Source organism: Boudabousia tangfeifanii (genome assembly GCF_001856685.1).
GTDB classification, from domain to species: domain Bacteria; phylum Actinomycetota; class Actinomycetes; order Actinomycetales; family Actinomycetaceae; genus Boudabousia; species Boudabousia tangfeifanii.
The window spans coordinates 507,156-527,444 of sequence record NZ_CP017812.1 but is presented as its reverse complement, the minus strand read 5'-3'; the positions used below and the strand labels follow the sequence as shown (position 1 = coordinate 527,444).

Here is a 20,289-nt window from a genome sequence, read left to right as displayed (position 1 = left end):
CACGATGGAGACTAAGTATTCACGTTGGGATTTGACCCGTTGGATGTTCGCGCAGACTCGCCCAGTACTGTTGCCATTGTTGGCTAGTGCGACTGCGCGCGTTGCCGACCAGTTGTTGGGTGTTGTGATGCTAGCTTTCGCTGCGGCGCAGGTCGTTGCCCAATTGTCTGATATGGGCATCATAACTGCCCCAGCGTATGATTCGCCTTGGCCGGGCGTCCTCGGCCCGCAGACCCCTTGGTTCTTTGCCGCTCAACCCTTGTGGGTCGTACTGTCATTCTTGGCTGGCATTGCTGTGGTAAAAGCGTTTTTGCGTTATTTGGAGCAGTTTTGTGGTCACTTTGTGGCCTTCAAGGCTTTAGAGTTGTTGCGGCGTGAAGCTTTTGTGCGTTTGTATCCGCAGGCCCCAGCGATTTTGGGGCAATCACGGGCGGGCGATCTGCTGGTTCGCTTGACTCGCGATATCGACCGCATTGAGGTCTTTTTTGCTCATACCTTCGCTCCAGCGGTGAGTGCTTTGGTTTTGCCTTGGCTGACCGCGTTGCTTCTTTGGATCACTACCGGTAGTACCTCATTGGCCTTTTTACTGGTGGCGTTGAATTACTTGTCTTTGATCCTGATTTTGGTGCTGGGCCGCGGCACTTCCCAGGAGGGGTCGCTTAAGACTTTGGCAGCTCGCCAACAGGTTGCTACGATCAGTGCCGACGTACTGGGCGGCAAGAATGAGATTAACGCTTATGGCTTATGGCCCGAGTTCGCCACGGCACTTGGTAAGGCACGCGAAGAGGTTCATGACGCCACGAAGTCCACTCATTTGCAAGTTTCGCTTCGCCGCGGTGTCACCTTGGGCATGATGCTTTTGCAGGCTTTCGTTTTAACCTTTGTGGCTTATCCTTTGGTGTACGACGGTGCTTTACCTGCGGCCGCCTTGGCGGCGATTTTGGCCGGTTCCATGCGCGGTTGGGAATCTGTGCGGGGCGTCGAAGACTTCTCCACTTTCTTGGAGAACTCCTTTGCGGCAGCCGCTCGCCTCAGATCTTTGACGTCTAATCCCCCGGTGCCGTCCTCGGCCAGCGGGACCTTACCAGCCGGTGATCTTGATTTGCGGGCCGAGGCCGTTACCTTCGCCTACGCCGAGGAAACCCCCAAGGTACTAGATCAGGTTGATTTTTCAGCGCCTGCGGGTAGTTGGACTGCGCTATTGGGGCGCACGGGCGGCGGTAAGTCGACTTTAGCGAAGATGTTCGTGCGCTACGATGATCCCCAGTCGGGTCGCGTCCTCGTGGGTGGGAAAGATCTTAAAGAGGTGGATGTGGATGACCTTCGCCAACAGGTGCTTTATGTCCCGCAGCGAACCCACCTTTTTGCCGGAACTATTGCAGAAAACCTGCGTTTAGTTGCCCCTGATGCCAGTGAGGCGGAACTTTGGCAGGTACTCAAGGTGGTTGGTTTGGCTACCGAGGTCGAAGCAATGCCCCACGGCTTGGAAACTAAGGTCGGCACTAAGGGCGAGGACGTCTCGGGCGGCCAGCGTCAGCGTTTGGCTTTGGCTCGGGCCGTTTTGGCTTCGCCGAAGGTACTGATTATGGATGAAGCGACGGCACACTTGCCAACCAGTTCGGCCTTGCAGGTGCGCGCGGCTATCCGGCAGGCCCTGCCGACGGCAACCATTTTGGAAATCACTCACCGGAAGGATGAACTGGTGGGCGTAGACCACATTGTTAGTCTTGACTGATTAGTAACGAGATTGGCAGATAGCGCAGGCAGTTGATCGTTTATTAGATTGTCTGTAGACGCCTGGCCAGTAGTTTTCGGCTTGTCTGGGAACTACTGGCCTTTCTATCTGGTCTGGCGTTGATAGCACTACTACGTCATTATCGGGAGATTCATGCATCGACCGCACCCTGGCCCTCCCTTCCTGCTGGGTAATCGATTCTGAACTGCTTGATAGCGATAAAGGTTGAGGCGTGAGCGATGTGGGATACCGATAGCTTCACTAAGTTCTAGGTTAGTTTTTAGAAAAGTCGGAGAGGTTTTGCCCTCTAGTTTTGATCTGCTTTTGGCACAAGATAAACGTTGGGCCCCAACCGTAGTGGTTGGGGCCCAACGTTAGAAAGATTTAGAGAGCTAAAGTTAGCTCAGTAAAATCACTTAAGGGTGACCTTACCGCCGGCTTCTTCGATAGCAGCCTTAGCCTTTTCAGCTTCTTCCTTGTTAACGCCTTCGAGGACAGGCTTTGGAGCGCCGTCAACGAGGTCCTTAGCTTCCTTTAGACCGAGGGAGGTCAAGGCGCGAACGGCCTTGATGACGCCGATCTTCTTGTCGCCAGCGGCTTCAAGGATAACGTCGAATTCGGTCTTTTCTTCAGCGTCTTCAGCAGCAGCAGCTGGGCCAGCGGCAACAGCAACAGCGGCAGGAGCAGCAGCTTCTACGTCGAAGGTTTCTTCGAACAACTTGACGAAGTCAGATAGTTCGATGAGGGTCATTTCCTTGAAAGCTTCGAGTAGCTCTTCGTTGGTGAGTTTAGCCATTTTGGCAATCCTTCCTAGTTTTTTCCTGCTTGATCAGCAGCGATTATCGGTTTGATGCCTGATTGGATCAGGCAGCTTGTTCCTGCTTTTCGCGCAGGGCGTCCACAGTGCGAACCAACTTAACGGCTGGTGCCTGGAACATGTATGCAGCTTGGGTCATCTTACCCTTCATAGCGCCAGCAGCCTTAGCCAATAGCACTTCGCGGGTTTCGAGGTCAGCAAGCTTCTTAACGCCTTCAGCAGTTAGCTTGGCGCCGTCCATAGCACCTGTCTTAACGACTAGTGCCTTGTTGTCCTTAGCAAAGTCACGCAATGCCTTGGCGGCCTCTACAGGCTCACCGGTGACGAACGCGAGAGCGGTCGGGCCGGTTAGGTCCTCGGCCAAGAAGTCGAGTCCGGCTTCCTTAGCGGCGATCGCGGCAAGGGTGTTCTTTGCTACGGTGTAGGTCGCGTTGTCTCCGAGCGCACGGCGCAACTCTTTAAGTTGGCCGACGGTCAGACCGCGGTATTCAGTGAGCACAACGGCGCTAGAAGTACGGAATAGTTCCGTCAACTGCGCAACTGCTGCTACTTTGTCAGGCCTCGCCATGGCCCTCCTTCCGATCGTAGCCATTAGTCGTACAAAAAAGCCCCACACGCAGACGTGCAGGGCTTGAAGCTCTAATCACACCTGCGCTGGATCTTTTCAGATTTAATCCCACCGGGTGGTGGGGACCAACGGTCTTTGGCTTCGACTAGATTAACAGACTTTTCGTACCAAGTCAGCACAAGTTTAGGTTTTCAAGGGTGAGAGTGAACACAAGTGGGGCGGAGAAAAGTTTTCTCCGCCCCACTTTTAGTTCAGTTCAGTGGCTAGTTCTTGCACTGAACGTCGATCTTTGCGTGTGTTGCACGGTAGATAAATGCGGCAACAGCATCGCGATGTACTGGTTCGTTTGGTCGGAAGGTGTTATCCGGCCAACCAGTAGTGATCTTCGCGTTGATGGCCCAACCAATGTGGCTGCCGAACAGATCCATGTCCTTGAAGTGTGGAGCTACTGCTGGCAACTTGGCAAGACCAGGCACACATGCCTGCTCGAACTTGGTGCAGAAACGGTGCAACATAGCTACAAAGGCTTGGCGCTCAATAGGAGCATCTGGACGGAAGGTTCCGTCAGCCCAACCGGTAGAAATACCGGTTTCAGTTAGCCAAGTAATTTCCTTCGAGAAGATCCGGTTCTTAGTCACGTCACGGTACAAAGACTTTGCAGCCTTTGGTGCTGGTTCTCCAGCACGGTCGTGAGCTAGTCGCCAGAAGAAGGCGGCCACTGCCTGGCGTTCCACCCCGAGGAGAGGACGGAAGGTACGGTCATGCCAACCGGTCGAGTACCCTTGGGCACGCATCCATTCAATCTCACCGGCGAAGAAGTTGTCGAGTGAGACGTCCTTGAACCCTTGGAACTCAGGACGTGGAGCCCGAGGACGGGTCACCTTGTATTCCTTATCAGTACAAGGCTTAGGTTGCGGCTTGGGCTCAGGCTTAACCGGTGGCTGCGGCTTGGGCTCAGGCTTAACCGGAGGTTGCGGCTTGGGCTCAGGCTTAACCGGAGGTTGCGGCTTGGGCTCAGGCTTAACCGGTGGCTGCGGCTTGGGCTCAGGCTTAACCGGAGGTTGCGGCTTGGGCTCAGGCTTAACCGGTGGCTGCGGCTTGGGCTCAGGCTTAACCGGAGGTTGCGGCTTGGGCTCAGGCTTAACCGGTGGCTGCGGCTTGGGCTCAGGCTTAACCGGAGGTTGCGGCTTGGGCTCAGGCTTAACCGGAGGCTTCGGCTGTTCCGGAGTCGGCTTTACCGGAGGCTGTGGCTTAACCGGAGGCAACGGCTTCGGCTCTGGCTTCGGATCAGGCAAAACCGGGGTAGGTTCTGGCTTAACCGGAGGCTTAGGAGCTGGAGTTGGCTCTGGCTTTACCGGAGGCTTCGGCTGTTCCGGAGTCGGCTTTACCGGAGGCTTAGGAGCCGGGGTCGGCTCTGGCTTCGGTGCCGGTTCCTTGGTTGGCTCAGGCGTGACCGGAGGCTGCGGCTTAACCGGAGGCAACGGCTTCGGCTCTGGCTTCGGATCAGGCAAAACCGGAGTCGGCTCTGGCTTAACCGGCGGCTTCGGCTGTTCCGGAGTCGGCTTCACCGGTGGCTTAGGAGCCGGAGTAGGCTCAGGCTTAACCGGGGGAACTGGGGTTGGAACCGGAGTCGGTTCAACGGTAGGTTCCTTGGTTGGCTCCGGAGCCGGGGTAGGAACTGGAGTTGGCTCTGTAGTCGGCTCAACAGTTGGTTCCTTGGTGGGTTCCGGAGTTGGTTCCTTAGTTGGCTCAGGAGTGGGCTCAACGCTTGGCTCCGGAGTAGGAGCAACTGGACTCTTAATGAAACGTGGGAACAACCAGTCTGCGTGGTCGCCACCAACACCATCGCCGCCGTCCTTGACCTTCAAGGTGACGTTGCCTGCACCCTTGACAGGAATGCGGACCTCTTTAGCGGTAGTGCCCGCACGCATACCTTCTGGACCATAGACCCTCTGGCCATCAACCCAAACTTCGAACTCTACCGAGCCTCGACCGGTTTCATCGTCTACCCCAATGAGGGTGCGGAACTCATCGAAACCAGCAGGTACTGGGTAAGTTACGGAGCTAACTGCGTGAGCGCCAAGGCCCTTCTCGTAGGTGCGACCAGCAACAGTCAGAGTCGTACCATCACCGGAATCAGATTCACCGTTGGACATATCGCGTTCGATTGGACCCCAACCATTCCGGGATCCACTTGGAACAGGCTGATCCGAGAGGAGCTGCTTTTCCTTTTCGAGGGCGATTACGCGTACTGGGTGACTGAGGGAGTGAACACGGCCATCAATCTTGTAGGTAACGGTGGCGGTCATGATTGCTTCTGTCTGATCGACCGGAGCAGTCACATCCCACTTACCAGTAACGGTCTGGCCTGCATCAACAGTGGTTGGGTTGCCAGCCTTAGGAGTGGCCTTCCAACCTTCAGGGCCGGTTAGAGTCCAAGTGACATCGGTAGCATTCTTGGGTTCTTCCGAAATCAAGTTAACTGGAACTTCACTTGGTTCGGCATTAACTACCTTAGTAACTGGAGCATCTAGTTGTGCCCGAGCTGGAGCAACTTCAGTTTCACCCAAGTCTTCCAAACGGAAGTTGTCGATAGCGAAGTCATCCCAAACATCGCCAGAACCACGGTGGACAAATTCCATCGAGACTGGAGTGTAGGTGTCTACGCTAAATTCCTTAACGAAGGTCTTGGTAGTACCAGCAGCTCGTTCGAGGCCTTCCTCATCTAGCACTGCTCGCTTGAAACCACCTTCACCATTTGGTGCTTCGGAAACTAGCCGCCACTTATTGGCAGGAGCGCCTGCGGCGTTTGGACCGTGCTTAGCCTGGTACTGGAAAGATACCCGGTACTTGTGACCAGCTTCCATTGGCACCGACTGAGGGACGGTACGGAACATCACACCGCTACCTTCTTGGTGAGCTAGCAAAGACCACTTTCCACTTAGCACGTTATCAATTGGCTTATCGTCCCAACCTGCTTGCGAGAATGGTTCGTTGCGTTCAGCTAGCTGAGTACGAGCATCGCCCTGATCAACAGTGCCGCCGACAAATGGCCAGTAACCAGTGTCCACGTTTTCGAAATCGTCGAAGAGCACAGTCTGATCAGTTGGGGCTGGATCAGTAGGTGCCACGAAAGGTACTACACGCTGATCGTCAACCTTGATCTGGGTATCACCCTCGCCTGCAGCAAGTTTCAAGGTAACTGGAGTTTCCTGATCCAAGTGGAAAGTCACTCGGATACGTTGCCAGGTCGAATTGCCTCTAAAGTCGTGCTTTTCGTCAGAACCAACAAAGTTCTTAGCAGCAGACTGGTTTACAGTGGTGGCCACCTTGCCAGTTTCTCCGGCTTGGTACTTAGTTGGCTTAACGCCAGAGCCCTCGGCAGAAATGGTGAAGTCACGCTTCTGGCCTGGGTTAATCTCGAACCAAGTCCAGTAGTTCCAGTCACCAGCAGGCAAAGTAACCGTCTGCGATAGCGAAGCAGCCCCGGAACCGAAGACAGCTTCACGGTTGTTGTGAGCGTTCGGCTTAACCAAAACCTTGCCAGTCTTCTGGTAACCATCGAGCTTACCGGAGTAGAAACCAGGGTCATTCAACCGAGTGTGAGCACCCCATTGAACGTTCTGAGCAGCTGGCGCCTTCGTACCTGGGTAGAGAACGTAAGCGGTGTTTTCTTCCGCATCCAAGGTGATTTGGCCACCCGAGACTGGGACATCCTTGATCAGCTTGCGACCATCATCAGTTAGCTTGTACAGCTTCAAGGTCGAGTAGCCGCTCCAGTCACTGTTCAAAGTCCAGGTTGTCTGGCCACCATCTTGGTTGTAGTGGTAGAGGCGTTCTGCGCCCCCGTCAGTCCACGGGAAGAGGTAGTTACCACCCTTGTAAACCACCACACCCTTGTAGTTGATGGTGCGGTCCTTACCGAGGTCGGTACCAGAAAAATCAGTGATCAACGAAGAGCGCGGCGAGGTCGCTACCGTACCGTTTTCGAAGGTGATCTTGTTTTCTTCCCACTTCACGATTGGTGACTGCTGAAGGAACTTGGTCGGCAAGTTACGCTGCCACACATTGTCGATGAAGCCCTGGTAGTCCTGATGGTTGGTCCAACCTTCGAACTCCACGATATTGGAGTTGCCCAAAATCGAGTTCGGGTTCCAAGTATCACGCGACTGATTCAAGACGAAACGCATAATCTGGGAAGTGTAGCCCTTAGTATGCTTACCACCATAGCGTTCTTCTTGGGTCCAGTGCGACCAAGTGTTGGCATGAGGAATCGATGCAGCCCATTCGGAAGCAACACGCCAAGGTGCGCGACCTGCCGCAACTGCAGCCTTGTTCATTTCGTCTACCATCTTCAAATTCTGGTAGCCGTAGGGGAAGTGCGTGTCGAAGTACAAGTAGGACATGTTGTCCGGTACTTCTTCACGGAACTGCTGGATACGATTGATTAGGTTCCTTGAACCCAGATCCTTAATGTAATCCATGCGGTATGCCAGGTTCATCCAGTTCCAAGCTTTTACTAGCGGATACCGGACGGTGTCACCAAAGTGCTTTGCTTCAGAATAAGTTTCGATGGCGTTAATGTGGACACCAAAAGTGGTGTTGTACTGCTTGCCATCGTTGACCAGCTTCTTTAGGTCTTCCAAGCCACCGGCACGAACGTTGTAATGACCACCGTAGTCCGGGTGGGCAGCGTCGTGCCCTTCTGACTGGTAGCCCTTCAAGATTGCTTGCTGACCAAGGTTGTCAGTAGCAAGCGAAATACGCTTGGTGTCATCCAAAGTGCGCAAGAAGGGGTGAGTAGCCTGGGAGACGATGTTGAACGGAATACGGCCAATCACAAGATTCTTGACATCATTCCAACCAACATACTTGTCATAAACATCGCGAGTGGCAATCGCGCCATCTTGCCAGTCAACCTTCCCATCGGAGTTAGCGTCCTCGGTCAAACGCACCTTTACAAAAAGGTTGTCTTCAGTCCCAATGCCGAGGTCGGCACCACGGGAACGGTAAACCCAACGGTAAGGAGTAACTGTCGCAATCTTGGCATTATTGGCTTCGCTCAGGTTCATCCAGAAGCGAGGGGTGTCGTAGTCGGAAGAAGCTCCCAGGCCTCCGTCAAGGGTCATATTACCTTCGAAGCCAGCAGCCAAGTCCTTATTGTTCATGATTGCCATGTAGACGGGCTTGCGCTCATCATATGGCTCGCTAGAGACGACCTTTTCAAACCGATCAGACTTGTACGCACGGTTAACTACCACTCGGGCCGAAGACATAGTAGCTTGGGCATCATCAGAACCGAGTGACATCAAAGGAGTCTTTGGCAAAGCGATGGTATTAACCAGCTTGCCTGGGTCCTTGACGTTTTGCAAAGACATCACCAGGTTGCCGTCTTTGAGTTCATAGACCACGTCAAGTTTGACACCAGCCAAACCAGTCACGGTCAACGGGTAGGTAACCTTTGTAGCAGTCTTGGTGACCTGACCAACCGTGAAGTCATATTCGTTGGTATTCAGTGCGCCCTTTTGAGAGGCGTATTTACCAATTTCAATCTTCTTAACTGGAGTTCCATAGACACCACGGATAGTTTTATTGTTCAGCTGGTAGTTAACTACCGCAGGCGCATCTGGGAACAAACGCACAGTCAAGTTACCATCAGTGATCTCATGAGCTCCTTCAGGTACTGCCGTGAGTTCTGCTGGCAAAGGACGAGCTTCCCCGCTTGGAGGTGCAGGTTCTGATGGGGCTTCGGGAGAAGGAGTTGCCGCAGGAGTGGTATTAATCCATGCGTGAAGTTCTGCTAATGAAGCAACCGTTTCCGAATACCCAGCTAGGCCGCCCCAAGCGGACAGGTATTTAACCGCAAAGCACTTGACGTCCTTGACTTTGTTTGGCGCAACATCAATCACTAGGTCCTTACTACGGTATTCTTCCTCCGCAGCACTACCTTTAGCTAAAACTTCCCAGCTCTCAATTGCTTCTTTATTGAGGGCGGAGCCCTCGTAGCAATCGTTAGAAGCGCGAAGTTCGTACCCCTTGACTCGACCGGAGCCACCGGAAGATTGACGTGGGGTCAATACGACTCGGGAAAGTGGCTGGGCCGTTTCAAAACGGCCCTCCCAGTAATGTGGTGGTGGTGGCTTAGTCCCACTCCACTCAGTATGCCAATAAGTGGCTTTATTTCCATCGATAGCCGCCAAAGCTGTACCGTTGCCTGCGCCCTCCGCCTTGGTGGTGGAGTCGACACGCGCGGTATCACGAACGATTAAGCTCGTAACATCCTTTGGTTCTGCCGCTTGAGCCACCGAGGGAGCTGAGGCCCACAAACCGGTAGAGAGCATAGCCAGCGTGACGAACGCAGAGACGGTAGTACGGCTATTCCTTCCGTTACTAGTTGACATGAACGTCGTCGTCCTTTCATTAGAACCCGCCGGGTAGGAGAAATCCTACCGAGTGTGGAAGTTCCACAGGCCCCGCCCAGCTTCGGTGCTGAGGCAGACAGCATGGCGAAACACATGTTTCAACCCTTATATTTTAACCACCGTTCTGCATAATTTTCAGCACAGAAGCAGAAGAAGGTACTCATTAAGCTTGTCTTATCAGGTGAAATATACTAGAGCGGACACAAAGTCCCAGAAGCTTGTGTGCGACTACCTGTTGTACCGATACCCAAGGAACAAAAAGCCCCCTGACCAAAATGGTCAGGGGGCTTAAAGCTGAATAAATCAGGCAGCGTTCTCGCTGAGGAGGTTACGAGTCTTGGAAGCATCCAATGGAATGCCAGGACCCATAGTGGTGGAGACGGTTGCCTTCATGATGTAACGGCCCTTGGAAGAAGCTGGCTTTAGACGCAAGATTTCTTCCTGAGCAGCAGCGTAGTTTTCCACGAGCTGTTCGACCGAGAAGGAGGCCTTACCAACGATGAAGTGAAGGTTGGCGTGCTTGTCAACGCGGAACTCAATACGACCGCCCTTGATTTCCTTAACAGCCTTGGCTGTGTCCATGGTGACAGTACCGGTCTTGGGGTTTGGCATCAAACCACGAGGACCTAGCACGCGACCTAGACGACCAACCTTGCCCATCAAGTCAGGGGTAGCAACTGCTACATCAAAGTCGGTGTAGCCCTTGGCTACCTTTTCGATTAGTTCGTCGCCGCCGACTTCGTCAGCACCGGCGTCCAATGCTGCCTGCGCTTTGTCACCAACGGCGAAGACCAGGACCCTAGCGGTCTTACCGGTACCGTGAGGTAGCGAGACAGTACCACGCACCATCTGGTCAGCTTTACGAGGGTCAACACCCAAACGGAAAGCAACTTCGACGGTAGCGTCGAACTTGGTGGTGGAAGTATCTTTAGCTAGCTGGAACGCTTCAAGTGGAGCGTATAGTTCGCCAGCGTGAATCTTTTCCGCAGACTTGCGGTAGTTCTTCGAGCGCTTCATATTCTGCATTTCTCCTTAGCAGTTGTGGTCAGGGCTGCGCGGCCCTACCACGGCACCACGGGGGTGCTTAACGTATAGATTACGGTGGAAAGCCGATCAGGCTTCCACATCGATCCCCATGGAACGGGCGGTACCAGCGATGATCTTAGCGGCAGCTTCGATGTCGTTGGCGTTCAAATCCTGCATCTTGAATTCGGCGATTTCGCGAACCTGTGCACCGGTTAGCTTGCCAACCTTCTGGGTGTGAGGTACGCCAGAACCCTTAGCAACACCGGCAGCCTTCTTAATGAGCTGGGATGCTGGTGGGGTCTTGGTGATGAAGGTAAACGAACGATCTTCGTAAACAGTGATTTCAACTGGAATAATGTTGCCGCGCTGCGATTCGGTAGCAGCGTTGTAGGCTTTGCAGAATTCCATGATGTTAACGCCGTGCTGACCAAGCGCGGGACCTACTGGAGGCGCTGGGTTAGCGGCGCCAGCCTGGATCTGAAGTTTGATCAGGCCGGTAACCTTTTTCTTGGGAGCCATAAATCAGGGTCCTTAATTTTAGCTACGGAACGACTATCAAACGATAGTCGACTGGACAAAATACACCCGACCTAAGTCGGACGCAATTAACTATGATACGGGCGCCGGCCCTGCAAAGCAAAGCCGGCGCCCAATTTCACATTTTGGGAGGAAGATTATTCTTCCTTGGAAACGTCGGTCATGGCCAACTCGGTCTGAGTATCGCGACCAAATAGGGTCAAAGTAACGACTAGCTTCTTCGATTCCGGCATGATTTCTGCAACGGAAGCAGACTGGCCAGTAAATGGACCATTGACCACCATAACGGTTTCGCCGATTTCGAACTCAACCTTGACTGCTGCTTCTGGAGTTGCAACAGCTACTTCTTCTAGGGCACGCAAGAAGGACTGCTCAATTCCAGGAGCAATCATGTTGTAAACCTCTTGGAAAGAAAGAGGAGTAGGAATCTGATCTTCACGGTCCTTTAGACGCGAATCGCCCACGAAGCCGGTAACTGCTGGAGTATCTTTAACCAGACGAAGAACCGCATTATCGTTGTCAAGTCCCATACGAACCATCACGTATCCAGGCATGCGCACGCGAGTGATCTTCTTGCGCTGAGTATTTTTCATCTCAACGATTTCTTCCATTGGCACGAGTACTTCGTGAATGTAGTTTTCCATGCCAAGGGTCGAAGCGCGCTGTTCTAGGTTTGCTTTCACCTTACGCTCGTGACCCGAGTAAGAGTGAACAATGTACCAGTTGCCCGGCAGGAACCGAGCGTAGGTGCGGAACTGATTAAGAAAGTGTGCAACCGACTTTTCCACATCTACTGGCTGATCTGCAGCCTTGGCAGCACTTACTACCGCTTGAGCTACAATTCGAGCCTGTTCTTCGCCAAACTGTTCTTCAACCTTCTTTTCCTTATCCTTGTTAGGAATAAGTTCTGACATTACCTCAGCAAGGTTTAAACTTGAGCTTTTTTCTTCAGCTACGCCTTCTTGCGCAGCTTCTTCTTGTACAGCTGGTGTTTCTTCTTCTGCTTCAGCAGTAACTTCATTAGCAAGGTCTTCTACTTGAGCTTCCGACATGGTAGCTTCTAGTTCTTCCTCTGGGGTTACTTCTGCGGCATTCTGTTCGTCGCTCACAAATACTCCTTAACCGACAAACCAGGCAGTTCCTGGGGTGTTAAAAGATATGATTTTGCCCGGCCTACAAGGGCCGGGCAAACGTTACGTTCTGATTATACAGGCTGACAGCGTTATTCGTCAGATTAGCCAAAGATCTTAGCTGAGAGCCATCCCATACCGAGATCTACTAGACCAATAAAAGCCATTAAAACAGCCACAAAGAAGATCACTACGAGGAAGTAGGTCCAGAGCTCATCCTTGGTTGGGTAAACAACTTTTTTAAGTTCTAGGATTACCTGGCGAATGAACAGCATGATGCGGCCGAAGAAACCCAATTTTTCTTCTTCGTTAGACTTGAGCGCCTCGTCCAAGCTGTCCTCCTAAAATACTGAAGTCCCATTAAGTACTTTTATATAGTACTAGCAGGGCAGGCGGGACTCGAACCCACAACCGCCGGTTTTGGAGACCGGTGCGCTACCAATTGCGCCACTGCCCTACGGCTACGACACGTTTCCGTGTTTCGCACTCGGAACAGTATAGACACTAAATATCCTTTCGTCCACTTGAACAGAAAATCTCTTAGTTTTCTGCAAAATTTGCGCCTGTAATATGCATTTTGCGCCATCCCGTGGCACGATTAACACATGAGTAGTAACGCCCGTCGTATTTCCGCCCGTCTTGCCGCCATTGCTCCGTCTGCCACCTTGGCGGTTGATGCTAAAGCAAAGGCACTTAAAGCCGCCGGCGCTCCAGTAATTGGTTTTGGTGCGGGGGAACCTGATTTTCCTACTGCGCCATACATTGTTAAAGCCGCGCAAGAAGCCGCTGCGAATCCCGCGAATCATCGCTATTCCCCCACCAAGGGTCTGCTCCCCTTACGTGAAGCAATCTGCCAGAAACTCGCTAACGAGCGAGACCTAACAGTAGACCCTAATAACGTCTTGATTACTAATGGTGGCAAACAGGCAGTATTCCAAGCTTTCGCCAGTATTTTGGATCCAGGCGACGAGGTGTTATTGCCGGCCCCATATTGGACCACTTATCCAGAAGCAATCGCCCTTACCGGGGCTAGCGCAGTTCCAGTGGTGGCCGATGCTAAGGCTGATTACAAAGTTACTGTCGATCAGCTAGAAGCAGCGCGCACTGAAAACACCAAAGCTTTAGTTTTCTGCTCTCCTTCCAACCCAACTGGGGCAGTTTATTCTCGAGAAGAAACTGCCGCGATAGCTAATTGGGCTTTAGAAAACGGTGTCTGGGTAATCAGTGATGAAATTTACGAGCACCTAGTTTACGACGGTGTCGAATTCACCTCCGTGCTGGAAGTTTGTCCAGATCTAGCAGAGCAAACCATCCTACTAAATGGGGTAGCAAAGACTTACGCCATGACTGGTTGGCGAGTAGGCTGGATGATCGGCCCAGCCGATGTTATTGCTGCCGCCACCAACTTCCAGAGCCATCTAACTTCCAATGTTTGTAACGTTGCTCAACAAGCTGCGTTGGCTGCAGTCAGCGGAGACTTGAGCGTAGTGGAAAGTATGCGTGAAGCTTTCAATCGTCGTCGGCTCACCATGGTAGAAATGCTTCGAAAGATCCCCGGCTTTGAGGTTCCGACCCCGCAGGGCGCCTTCTACGTTTACCCAGAAGTCAAAAACGTCCTCGGCAAAGAGATTGCTGGAAAAAAGGTAGAAACTTCAACCGACTTGGCTGCGTTGATCCTCGAAGTCGCACAAATTGCGGTAGTTCCGGGTGAAGCTTTTGGTACTCCTGGCTACCTGCGTTTCTCCTACTCATTGGGAGACGACGACCTGGTGGAAGGTATCACCCGCCTGCAGAAGATGTTTGGGGTGGAGGGTTAAATGTACCTCCACGGTGTCTACACTCCCGCTAAGCAGCCTAAGGCGATAGCGCTAATCACTCATGGCTATGCGGAGCATGCTGATCGCTATACTCCGCTCGTCAAGATGCTGACTAGACACCACATCTCTACCTACCGTTATGACCACTTCGGCCATGGCAAGTCCACTGGCCCTCGAGCTCAGGTCAACGTTAACGACCTCGTTCGTCAACACTATCGAGTACGTCAACAAATCCAGGAACAGCATCAGCTTCCCCTGTTTTTGATCGGACACTCCATGGGTGGACTAATCACTGCTGCCTCGACCTTGGCCAAGCCTGACGGGGTTGCCGGAGTGGTCCTAACCGGCCCAGCTTTGGGAATCAACCCCAGTTTGCCCGGTCCGGTAGCTGACGCTCTTTACGAGGCCGGGAAACTTCTTCCGAAGATTCCCGCTTCTCCCTTTGATCCCAGTGGTCTGAGTTTCGACCCCAAAGTGGTTGAGCATTACAAGCACGACCCACTGAACTATGTTGGTCCGGTTCCATTATTGACAGGCAGTTCAATGGCTGCTTTGGGCAAGCGAGTTGTCGAACGTGCCCCTCACTGGTCGCCAGATACCTTGATTATCGTGGGTGAATCAGATGAGATTGTCGATCAGAAGGCGATTCATGAATTCCAGCAGTCCGCTGGCAAGGCACAACCGGCACAGCCTAACGTCGATCTCATGACCATTCCGGCGGCCAAACATGAAGTCTTGAACGAGGCCGAAGGCCCAGTACTCATGGCTCTAATTGCCGAGTGGATTAGCCAACGCTGCCAGGCAGATGGGAAATAACCTCAACCAGCAGTCGGGTCGGGATCTTAGCAAGCTACCCAAGGCCCACCTGCACCTGCACTTCACCGGCTCCCTACGACCTCAGAGCCTAACCGACCTGGCGCAGGCTAAACAGATCCGGCTGCCGGCAAATCTGCTCGACCATCATCCCCTGCGCTTGCCCGCAGATCGCCGTGGCTGGTTCCGTTTCCAACGTGCGTACGATGCCGCCCGCGCCCTCGTTCGGGATGAAGAAACCATGCGCCGAATCGTCAAAGAAGCAGCCGAGGACGATGCCGCAGAAGGTTCTAAACGCCTAGAAATTCAAGTCGATCCGACCAGTTACGCCCCTTTCGTCGGGGGCATCACTCCCGCCCTCGAGATTATTCTGGACGAAGCCAAACAGGCCAGTGCCCGCACCGGAGTCGAAGTCGCAGTGATCGTGGCGGCCTCGAGAATGCAACACCCGCTAAACGCTCGCACTTTGGCTCGCCTCGCGCGACAATACGCTGGGGATCAGCCCGGAGAAGTCGTCGGATTTGGTTTGTCCAACGATGAGCGCAACGGTAACGCCCTCGATTGGGAGCCAGCTTTCCGTCTGGCTCGACAAGCAGGATTAGCTGCCCTCCCCCACGGCGGTGAGCTTCGAGGCCCAAACGGGGTCAAAGACGTGATGAAACACCTTGGACCGATTCGCCTCGGGCATGGAATTCGGGCCACCGAAGATCCCAGACTGTTGGAAGAACTCGTTGCCCGCGACGTAGCTTTTGAAGTTTGTCCCGCCTCTAATGTGTCCCTCGGCGTTTTCTCTGACGCCAAGCAAGTTCCATTGCGGCAACTATATGATTCTGACGCCTTAATCTCGCTCAACGCTGATGACCCGTTACTGTTCCGCTCGCGCCTGGTGGATCAGTATGAAACCGCCAGAGAGCTCGGCTTTAGCGATGAGGAACTAGCTGAAATCGCTCGACGTTCCATCAAATCAAGCCTAGCTAGCGACACTTCCAAACGACAATGGTTGGCCGAGGTCGACCAGTGGCTCCTAACTTCTCCCAAGGATGCCTGATGCCCCAGATTCCTAGTGAAGTAAAACCAGTTCGCGTCAGTGTTAGACGTTATGAGGGCTGGCAGTACAATATCCGCTACTATGCACCCGTCGACTCTGGGTATTTAGGTGGCCACGGTCCCTCGACCCAGATGCCACTCGCATCCGAAGCGTTTTCCCAAACTCCAGCCCAGGTTTATCTGCTAGTACATGGTTTGGGCTTGTCGACCAGGTATTTTCACCGGCTGATTGCCGAGCTACAGATCACCGGTGCGGTAGTAGCACTCGAGCTTCCCGGCTTTGGCCAAACTTTAAAGCCAGGCTGTCGATTAGGCATCTGCACCTACGCTCAGATTGTGGCCGAGGTCGTTAGAAACCTTCCAGCCAAATGGGCGAAGCCAAATCTGACCATGGTGGGACATTCGATGGGGGCCCAGGTGGCCCTCCAAGCTGCGGCACTGGTGCCACCCAATACGCTAGTCCTATTAGGGTTACCGGCTGCCCAAACGCTTGGTCCGAGCCGCCTTGGTGGTCGTTTCGTCTGGGCAAGTCGCCACGAGCCACCAGGCTTAGCTCGCCTTGCCATCCAAGGATATTTCGAGTGCGGGCTGCCGACCTTTGCTCGCGCACTAGTCTCTATCTGCGAGTTTTCGGCTCAGCCCGCCTTGGACGCCCTCGATCCGAAAACTAGAGTGCATTTGATTCGCGGCGAATACGACTATGTTTCCCCCGCTGCCTGGTTGGAAGAAATCTCGCACTACCTGCGGGGGATCACGGCCGAGGACGAGCCCAAGCGCTTAGGGCCAGAAGTAGAACCGGCCCCATGCCAGCAAACCGTTCAAACTGCTAAGTCCAAGGACGAAGGCGATAGCGCTCAAGCAAAAGCAAGCCCCCAAGAGCGCCCCACGGTAACTAGTGCCATCGCCACCAATGCGGCTCATTCAGTGCTTTTTGACCACGACGAATGGTTGGCCACCCAAATTGTTTCTGCCTCGGGACAAATCGGGCCCACCGTGGCTGAGCGAAAGGCAGCTCCTACAAATCGGGCAGAAGCAAAAGCTGATGCAAAGCATTTAAAGTTGCCAAGGATTGAAGATTTAGCCAAGTTGAAGCAACGGCAAAATCTGGGCGAGCTTGTCCAGTTGCCGACGCTTTCTAAGATAACGGCAAACATTGACCCCACAGAACTACCCGATTTTAGTGATCTGCCCGATTTTCGCCGCTTCATTGGCCAAGTTGAACTGCCGAGCCCGCAGGATTTACCAAAGCTTAGTGGCTTGCGTGCCTTTGGCGACCTCGGTCGTCCTAGCCAACATTTGCCGAGGGCGGTCAAAACCCTGGCAACCGAAGTCTACCGAGACTTTGCCTCGTTATGGCGTTACTCGCGTCAGGTCACTCCCCCCGCCCGCTGGAGTGAAGGTGAAGGGCCCGTCATTTTAGCCTTACCTGGCATTAACGAGCACTGGCCATCTTTAGCGGTACTACTCGAATATTTGCATTACTCGGGTTGGCGCATCATGGTGCCGGATTTGGGAACCTCGCATCCTGAGCCAAGCGAACTGGCGAAAGTGGTCGATCGAAAGTGGCGTGCCCAGCTGGGTACCTCGAAGGTAGTGCTTTTGGGGCATTCTAAAGGTGGTTTGATTGCTCACGAGCTGGCGAATTTGTGGGATCAAATGGCAGCTACGGGCGAGCAAAGCGTGCCCCAGGTGCAGGCTATTGTCACCCTTGCCACGCCCTACCGTGGTAGCAAATGGGGCTACTTGTTCTGGTCGAAATCCGCGATTGGTCGGCTCAGCCCGAAAGCACCGCATTTCCAGCTGGCTAAATATCAAGATTCACTCGAAAACCGACCGGTTTACCCAATCAACTTTGCTTGGGATTTCAAAACCTTGCAGGTTAGTACCCCAGATAATACCGAGCCAATCGTTTGGCCGGCTTGGGGCCATACCCTACCGCTGTTCGATCCTCGGCTAGCAAGCTATGTTGCTGGGCTGTTAAAACCATTCTTGTCATAAAACAAAGTGGAGCGCTACGGACAAAATGTCCAGTAGCGCTCCACTTTTTAGTTAGCTTGATGCTTGGGATTCTGCGGGTTTTGGTGATAACCGCAGAATTCACCTCGCGCCAGTAACGATGAACAAATCACTTGGCGCCAAGTAGTTGTTCCTTAGCATGCACTAGGTAGGTGACAAGTTCACAGTAAGGGGCGCGCAAACCAGCAGCTTTAGCCTTACGAGCCACAGCCCCATTGAGGAAGTCGATTTCAGTCAGACGGTGCTGCTGAATCAAATCCTGGTGCAAGGACGGGTAATGTTCGCCGATTGCTTCAGGTGAGTAGATGCTCCGAATATAGGCATTGACTTCTTCCTGATCCATTTCGATCCCTTCGAGGGCGGCGACCATGGCGAACTCGGAAACGATCACTGGAGCGACCTCGGCCGCGGCCACCGTGTCACCGAAGGACTGGAGGTTGCAATCGAGCAGGGCACACAAACCGTTGACTACCCCGTTGAGGGCTGCCTTGCGGTAAATCGCGTGCTTCACATTCGCGGAGAACTCGGTGTTAAGCCCGGCGGCGTCCATGACTTCCGCAATCCGCTTCGCGGCAGCTACGCCCTCGTCCGTACCATCAGTATTCTGCAAGGCCACCGTACCCGAACCGTAAAGGTGGGCGTGACCTGGGCCGTTCAAACCGGCAGTCCAAATGGTGGTACCCAACAGGAAGTTGCTGGCAGGCACGTACTTAGAAACGGTTTCCTCATGACCGATGCCGTTAAGGAGGCACAGCACCATGGTGTGTTCCTTCAGCACTGACTGCATGGCCTTGAGCATCGGATCGAGGCCGAGTGCCTTGGTAAAGCAAATCACCAAGTCAAAATCGCCGGTGGCTTCCTCTGGACGCATGATAGGCAGGTGCGCGACGCGGTCTTCACCTTCCCAGTCGATGCGCAAACCATTGGCGTTAATCGCGTCAATATGTTCTTGCCAACGGTCAAGTAGCACGACCTCGTGGCCGGCTTCGCTCATCATGTATCCGAAACGGCAGCCCATGGCTCCCGAGCCAGCAATCGCAACTCTCATGCCAATTCCCTTCTAGGTGTTGGTTTTCTGGTCGAGGACGTCCTCGGCCAGCTCAGATCTGAACTGGTTCTGGCACTAGCGTAATGCCAAACTGGTCTTGTACACCAGCTACTACGCGGTCAGCCAAGGCCTTGATCTCTCCGGCAGTAGCTCCCCCACGGTTTGTGATGGCCAAAACGTGCTTGGTGGACAGAGCGGCTTTCGCGTCGCCAGAAAGTGCGAAACCTGGTTCGAAGCCAGCGCGAGAAATCAACCAGGCAGCAGAAGTCTTGGCAATCCCTGGGATGACCGGCGACTTGGAACGAATCCCAGTAGTGTTCGACTGATCGCGGACCTCAAAAGTGGGGGCGCCTTCCGGTAGCTGCTGGGCGACCTCGAGCGGAATGATCGGGTTGGTGAAGAAGGAACCAGAAGACCAAGTATCGCGATCTTGGTCGTTTAGTACCATGCCCTTACTCCCTCGAATATCGAGGACGGCTTCACGTACCCGCTTCGCGTCCACGCGGCGGCCAGTTTCAACTCCGAGGTGCTTGGCTAGCTGATCGTATTCGATCGGTGCCGAAAGCGAGGCATGACGGAACAAGAATTCGACTTCGAGAACCACCCAACGCCCGGTCGGGCCCCAAGTGCGTCCGCCACCGATTTCTTCATCGGTGATCGAACGCTTCAGTAGCGAGTTGCGGTACTCGAGTTTCAAGTCGGCCAGAGCCAGCGTGCGAGCGCGCTTGGTCAAACGGTCATAGACGCGCACCGAAGACAAGGTTTGCGCAACCTCGTGGCCGTAGGCACCAATGTTCTGGACAGGAGCGGCCCCGACAGTACCTGGAATACCAGAGAGCGACTCTAGGCCCATCCACTCACTGTCAATGCTCAAGGCCACGAACTCGTCCCAAGGCACACCAGCAGTAGCTACCACAGTGGCGCCGCCGCAAGAAGAATCATCGGTGACTTGGTAGCGCTGGCGCATATCCATCACCACGGTGCCATCGAAGTGCTCATCCGAGGCCACCAGGTTCGATCCCCCACCAAGCATCAACAAAGGCTTGCCGGCCTCGTCAGCAGCAGCTACGGCCTCAATAATTTCGGCCTCGGTGTGAGCCTGCACCAGAGTCTCCATGGTGCCGCCGACGCCCATGGTGGTTAGGTCGGCAAAAGTGGGCTGCTTGCCGAGGACGCGGCGGTCTGAAGGCACAGTGGGCGTTGCTACTTCGAGCGGACCCCAATCCTTGCCCGGCAAAGATTCACAAGCCGCAGCGGCAGTAGGGGCAGAAATCTTGGTGTGTACTTGGAAATCAGTCATGCTTAAACCTTAC

Annotated in this window: 14 protein-coding genes and 1 tRNA gene; 5 read left to right on the top strand and 10 right to left on the bottom strand. The window is 53.8% G+C overall.

The window, feature by feature from the left end:
- The first annotated feature begins 4 nt into the window (after positions 1-4).
- Complete coding sequence (locus BK816_RS01985; protein WP_236842361.1) at positions 5-1,735, top strand: amino acid ABC transporter ATP-binding/permease protein; 1,731 nt, start codon at positions 5-7, stop codon at positions 1,733-1,735.
- A gap of 412 nt (positions 1,736-2,147) precedes the next feature.
- Here the strand turns inward: BK816_RS01985 and rplL are convergent, their stop codons facing one another.
- The 8 genes from rplL to BK816_RS01945 all read right to left on the bottom strand — a co-directional run bounded on the left by rplL (position 2,148) and on the right by BK816_RS01945 (position 12,692).
- Positions 2,148-2,531, bottom strand: coding sequence for a 50S ribosomal protein L7/L12 (rplL, locus tag BK816_RS01980; protein WP_071163678.1), 384 nt, complete (start codon positions 2,529-2,531; stop codon positions 2,148-2,150).
- 67 nt (positions 2,532-2,598) lie between these two features.
- Positions 2,599-3,120, bottom strand: coding sequence for a 50S ribosomal protein L10 (gene rplJ, locus BK816_RS01975; RefSeq protein WP_071163677.1), 522 nt, complete (start codon positions 3,118-3,120; stop codon positions 2,599-2,601).
- A gap of 263 nt (positions 3,121-3,383) precedes the next feature.
- A complete protein-coding gene (locus BK816_RS01970; protein WP_071163676.1) occupies positions 3,384-9,521 on the bottom strand; it encodes an endo-alpha-N-acetylgalactosaminidase family protein in 6,138 nt (2,045 codons plus the stop codon).
- A 324-nt stretch (positions 9,522-9,845) separates the two neighbouring features.
- Positions 9,846-10,559, bottom strand: coding sequence for a 50S ribosomal protein L1 (gene rplA, locus BK816_RS01965; protein ID WP_071163675.1), 714 nt, complete (start codon positions 10,557-10,559; stop codon positions 9,846-9,848).
- Positions 10,560-10,655: 96 nt separating this feature from the next.
- Positions 10,656-11,087 carry a 50S ribosomal protein L11 gene (gene rplK / locus BK816_RS01960; protein WP_071163674.1) on the bottom strand — a complete coding sequence of 144 codons (432 nt, stop codon included), beginning with the start codon at positions 11,085-11,087 and terminating at the stop codon, positions 10,656-10,658.
- Positions 11,088-11,242: 155 nt separating this feature from the next.
- Positions 11,243-12,214 carry a transcription termination/antitermination protein NusG gene (gene nusG / locus BK816_RS01955; protein ID WP_071163673.1) on the bottom strand — a complete coding sequence of 324 codons (972 nt, stop codon included), beginning with the start codon at positions 12,212-12,214 and terminating at the stop codon, positions 11,243-11,245.
- Between the two features lie 125 nt (positions 12,215-12,339).
- Positions 12,340-12,567 (bottom strand): preprotein translocase subunit SecE, encoded by a 228-nt coding sequence (secE, locus tag BK816_RS01950; protein ID WP_071163672.1) that lies wholly within the window; start codon positions 12,565-12,567, stop codon positions 12,340-12,342.
- 52 nt (positions 12,568-12,619) lie between these two features.
- Positions 12,620-12,692: transfer RNA gene (locus tag BK816_RS01945), tRNA-Trp, on the bottom strand.
- Positions 12,693-12,840: 148 nt separating this feature from the next.
- Here BK816_RS01945 and BK816_RS01940 point away from each other — a divergent pair.
- Genes BK816_RS01940 through BK816_RS01925 form a run of 4 tightly spaced genes read left to right on the top strand, consistent with a single transcriptional unit; the run spans position 12,841 to position 17,910 of the window.
- Positions 12,841-14,052 (top strand): pyridoxal phosphate-dependent aminotransferase, encoded by a 1,212-nt coding sequence (locus tag BK816_RS01940; protein ID WP_071163671.1) that lies wholly within the window; start codon positions 12,841-12,843, stop codon positions 14,050-14,052.
- On the top strand, positions 14,053-14,868 hold the full coding sequence (locus BK816_RS01935) for an alpha/beta fold hydrolase (protein WP_071163670.1): 816 nt from the start codon (positions 14,053-14,055) through the stop codon (positions 14,866-14,868).
- On the top strand, positions 14,858-15,913 hold the full coding sequence (locus BK816_RS01930) for an adenosine deaminase (protein WP_071163669.1): 1,056 nt from the start codon (positions 14,858-14,860) through the stop codon (positions 15,911-15,913). Before BK816_RS01935 ends, BK816_RS01930 begins: the two co-directional genes overlap by 11 nt.
- Positions 15,913-17,910: an alpha/beta hydrolase gene (locus tag BK816_RS01925; RefSeq protein WP_071163668.1), complete on the top strand. Its 1,998-nt coding sequence runs from the start codon at positions 15,913-15,915 to the stop codon at positions 17,908-17,910. Before BK816_RS01930 ends, BK816_RS01925 begins: the two co-directional genes overlap by 1 nt.
- 127 nt (positions 17,911-18,037) lie before the next feature.
- Here BK816_RS01925 and BK816_RS01920 read toward each other — a convergent pair whose 3' ends face one another.
- Together BK816_RS01920 and BK816_RS01915 are read right to left on the bottom strand one after the other, a co-directional pair.
- Positions 18,038-18,976 carry a 2-dehydropantoate 2-reductase gene (locus BK816_RS01920; protein WP_071163667.1) on the bottom strand — a complete coding sequence of 313 codons (939 nt, stop codon included), beginning with the start codon at positions 18,974-18,976 and terminating at the stop codon, positions 18,038-18,040.
- Positions 18,977-19,028: 52 nt separating this feature from the next.
- Positions 19,029-20,276 carry a UDP-N-acetylmuramate dehydrogenase gene (locus BK816_RS01915; protein ID WP_083378990.1) on the bottom strand — a complete coding sequence of 416 codons (1,248 nt, stop codon included), beginning with the start codon at positions 20,274-20,276 and terminating at the stop codon, positions 19,029-19,031.
- Positions 20,277-20,289 lie beyond the last annotated feature (13 nt).

Bases quoted from the DNA above. Each gene is read 5' to 3' on its own strand.
- BK816_RS01915 (WP_083378990.1), bottom strand. From the start codon at position 20,276: ATGACTGATTTCCAAGTACACACCAAGATTTCTGCCCCTACTGCCGCT.
- BK816_RS01925 (WP_071163668.1), top strand. From the start codon at position 15,913: ATGCCCCAGATTCCTAGTGAAGTAAAACCAGTTCGCGTCAGTGTTAGA.
- rplA (WP_071163675.1), bottom strand. From the start codon at position 10,559: ATGAAGCGCTCGAAGAACTACCGCAAGTCTGCGGAAAAGATTCACGCT.
- BK816_RS01940 (WP_071163671.1), top strand. From the start codon at position 12,841: ATGAGTAGTAACGCCCGTCGTATTTCCGCCCGTCTTGCCGCCATTGCT.
- BK816_RS01970 (WP_071163676.1), bottom strand. From the start codon at position 9,521: ATGTCAACTAGTAACGGAAGGAATAGCCGTACTACCGTCTCTGCGTTC.
- rplL (WP_071163678.1), bottom strand. From the start codon at position 2,531: ATGGCTAAACTCACCAACGAAGAGCTACTCGAAGCTTTCAAGGAAATG.
- BK816_RS01985 (WP_236842361.1), top strand. From the start codon at position 5: ATGGAGACTAAGTATTCACGTTGGGATTTGACCCGTTGGATGTTCGCG.
- rplJ (WP_071163677.1), bottom strand. From the start codon at position 3,120: ATGGCGAGGCCTGACAAAGTAGCAGCAGTTGCGCAGTTGACGGAACTA.
- BK816_RS01935 (WP_071163670.1), top strand. From the start codon at position 14,053: ATGTACCTCCACGGTGTCTACACTCCCGCTAAGCAGCCTAAGGCGATA.
- BK816_RS01920 (WP_071163667.1), bottom strand. From the start codon at position 18,976: ATGAGAGTTGCGATTGCTGGCTCGGGAGCCATGGGCTGCCGTTTCGGA.
- BK816_RS01930 (WP_071163669.1), top strand. From the start codon at position 14,858: ATGGGAAATAACCTCAACCAGCAGTCGGGTCGGGATCTTAGCAAGCTA.
- rplK (WP_071163674.1), bottom strand. From the start codon at position 11,087: ATGGCTCCCAAGAAAAAGGTTACCGGCCTGATCAAACTTCAGATCCAG.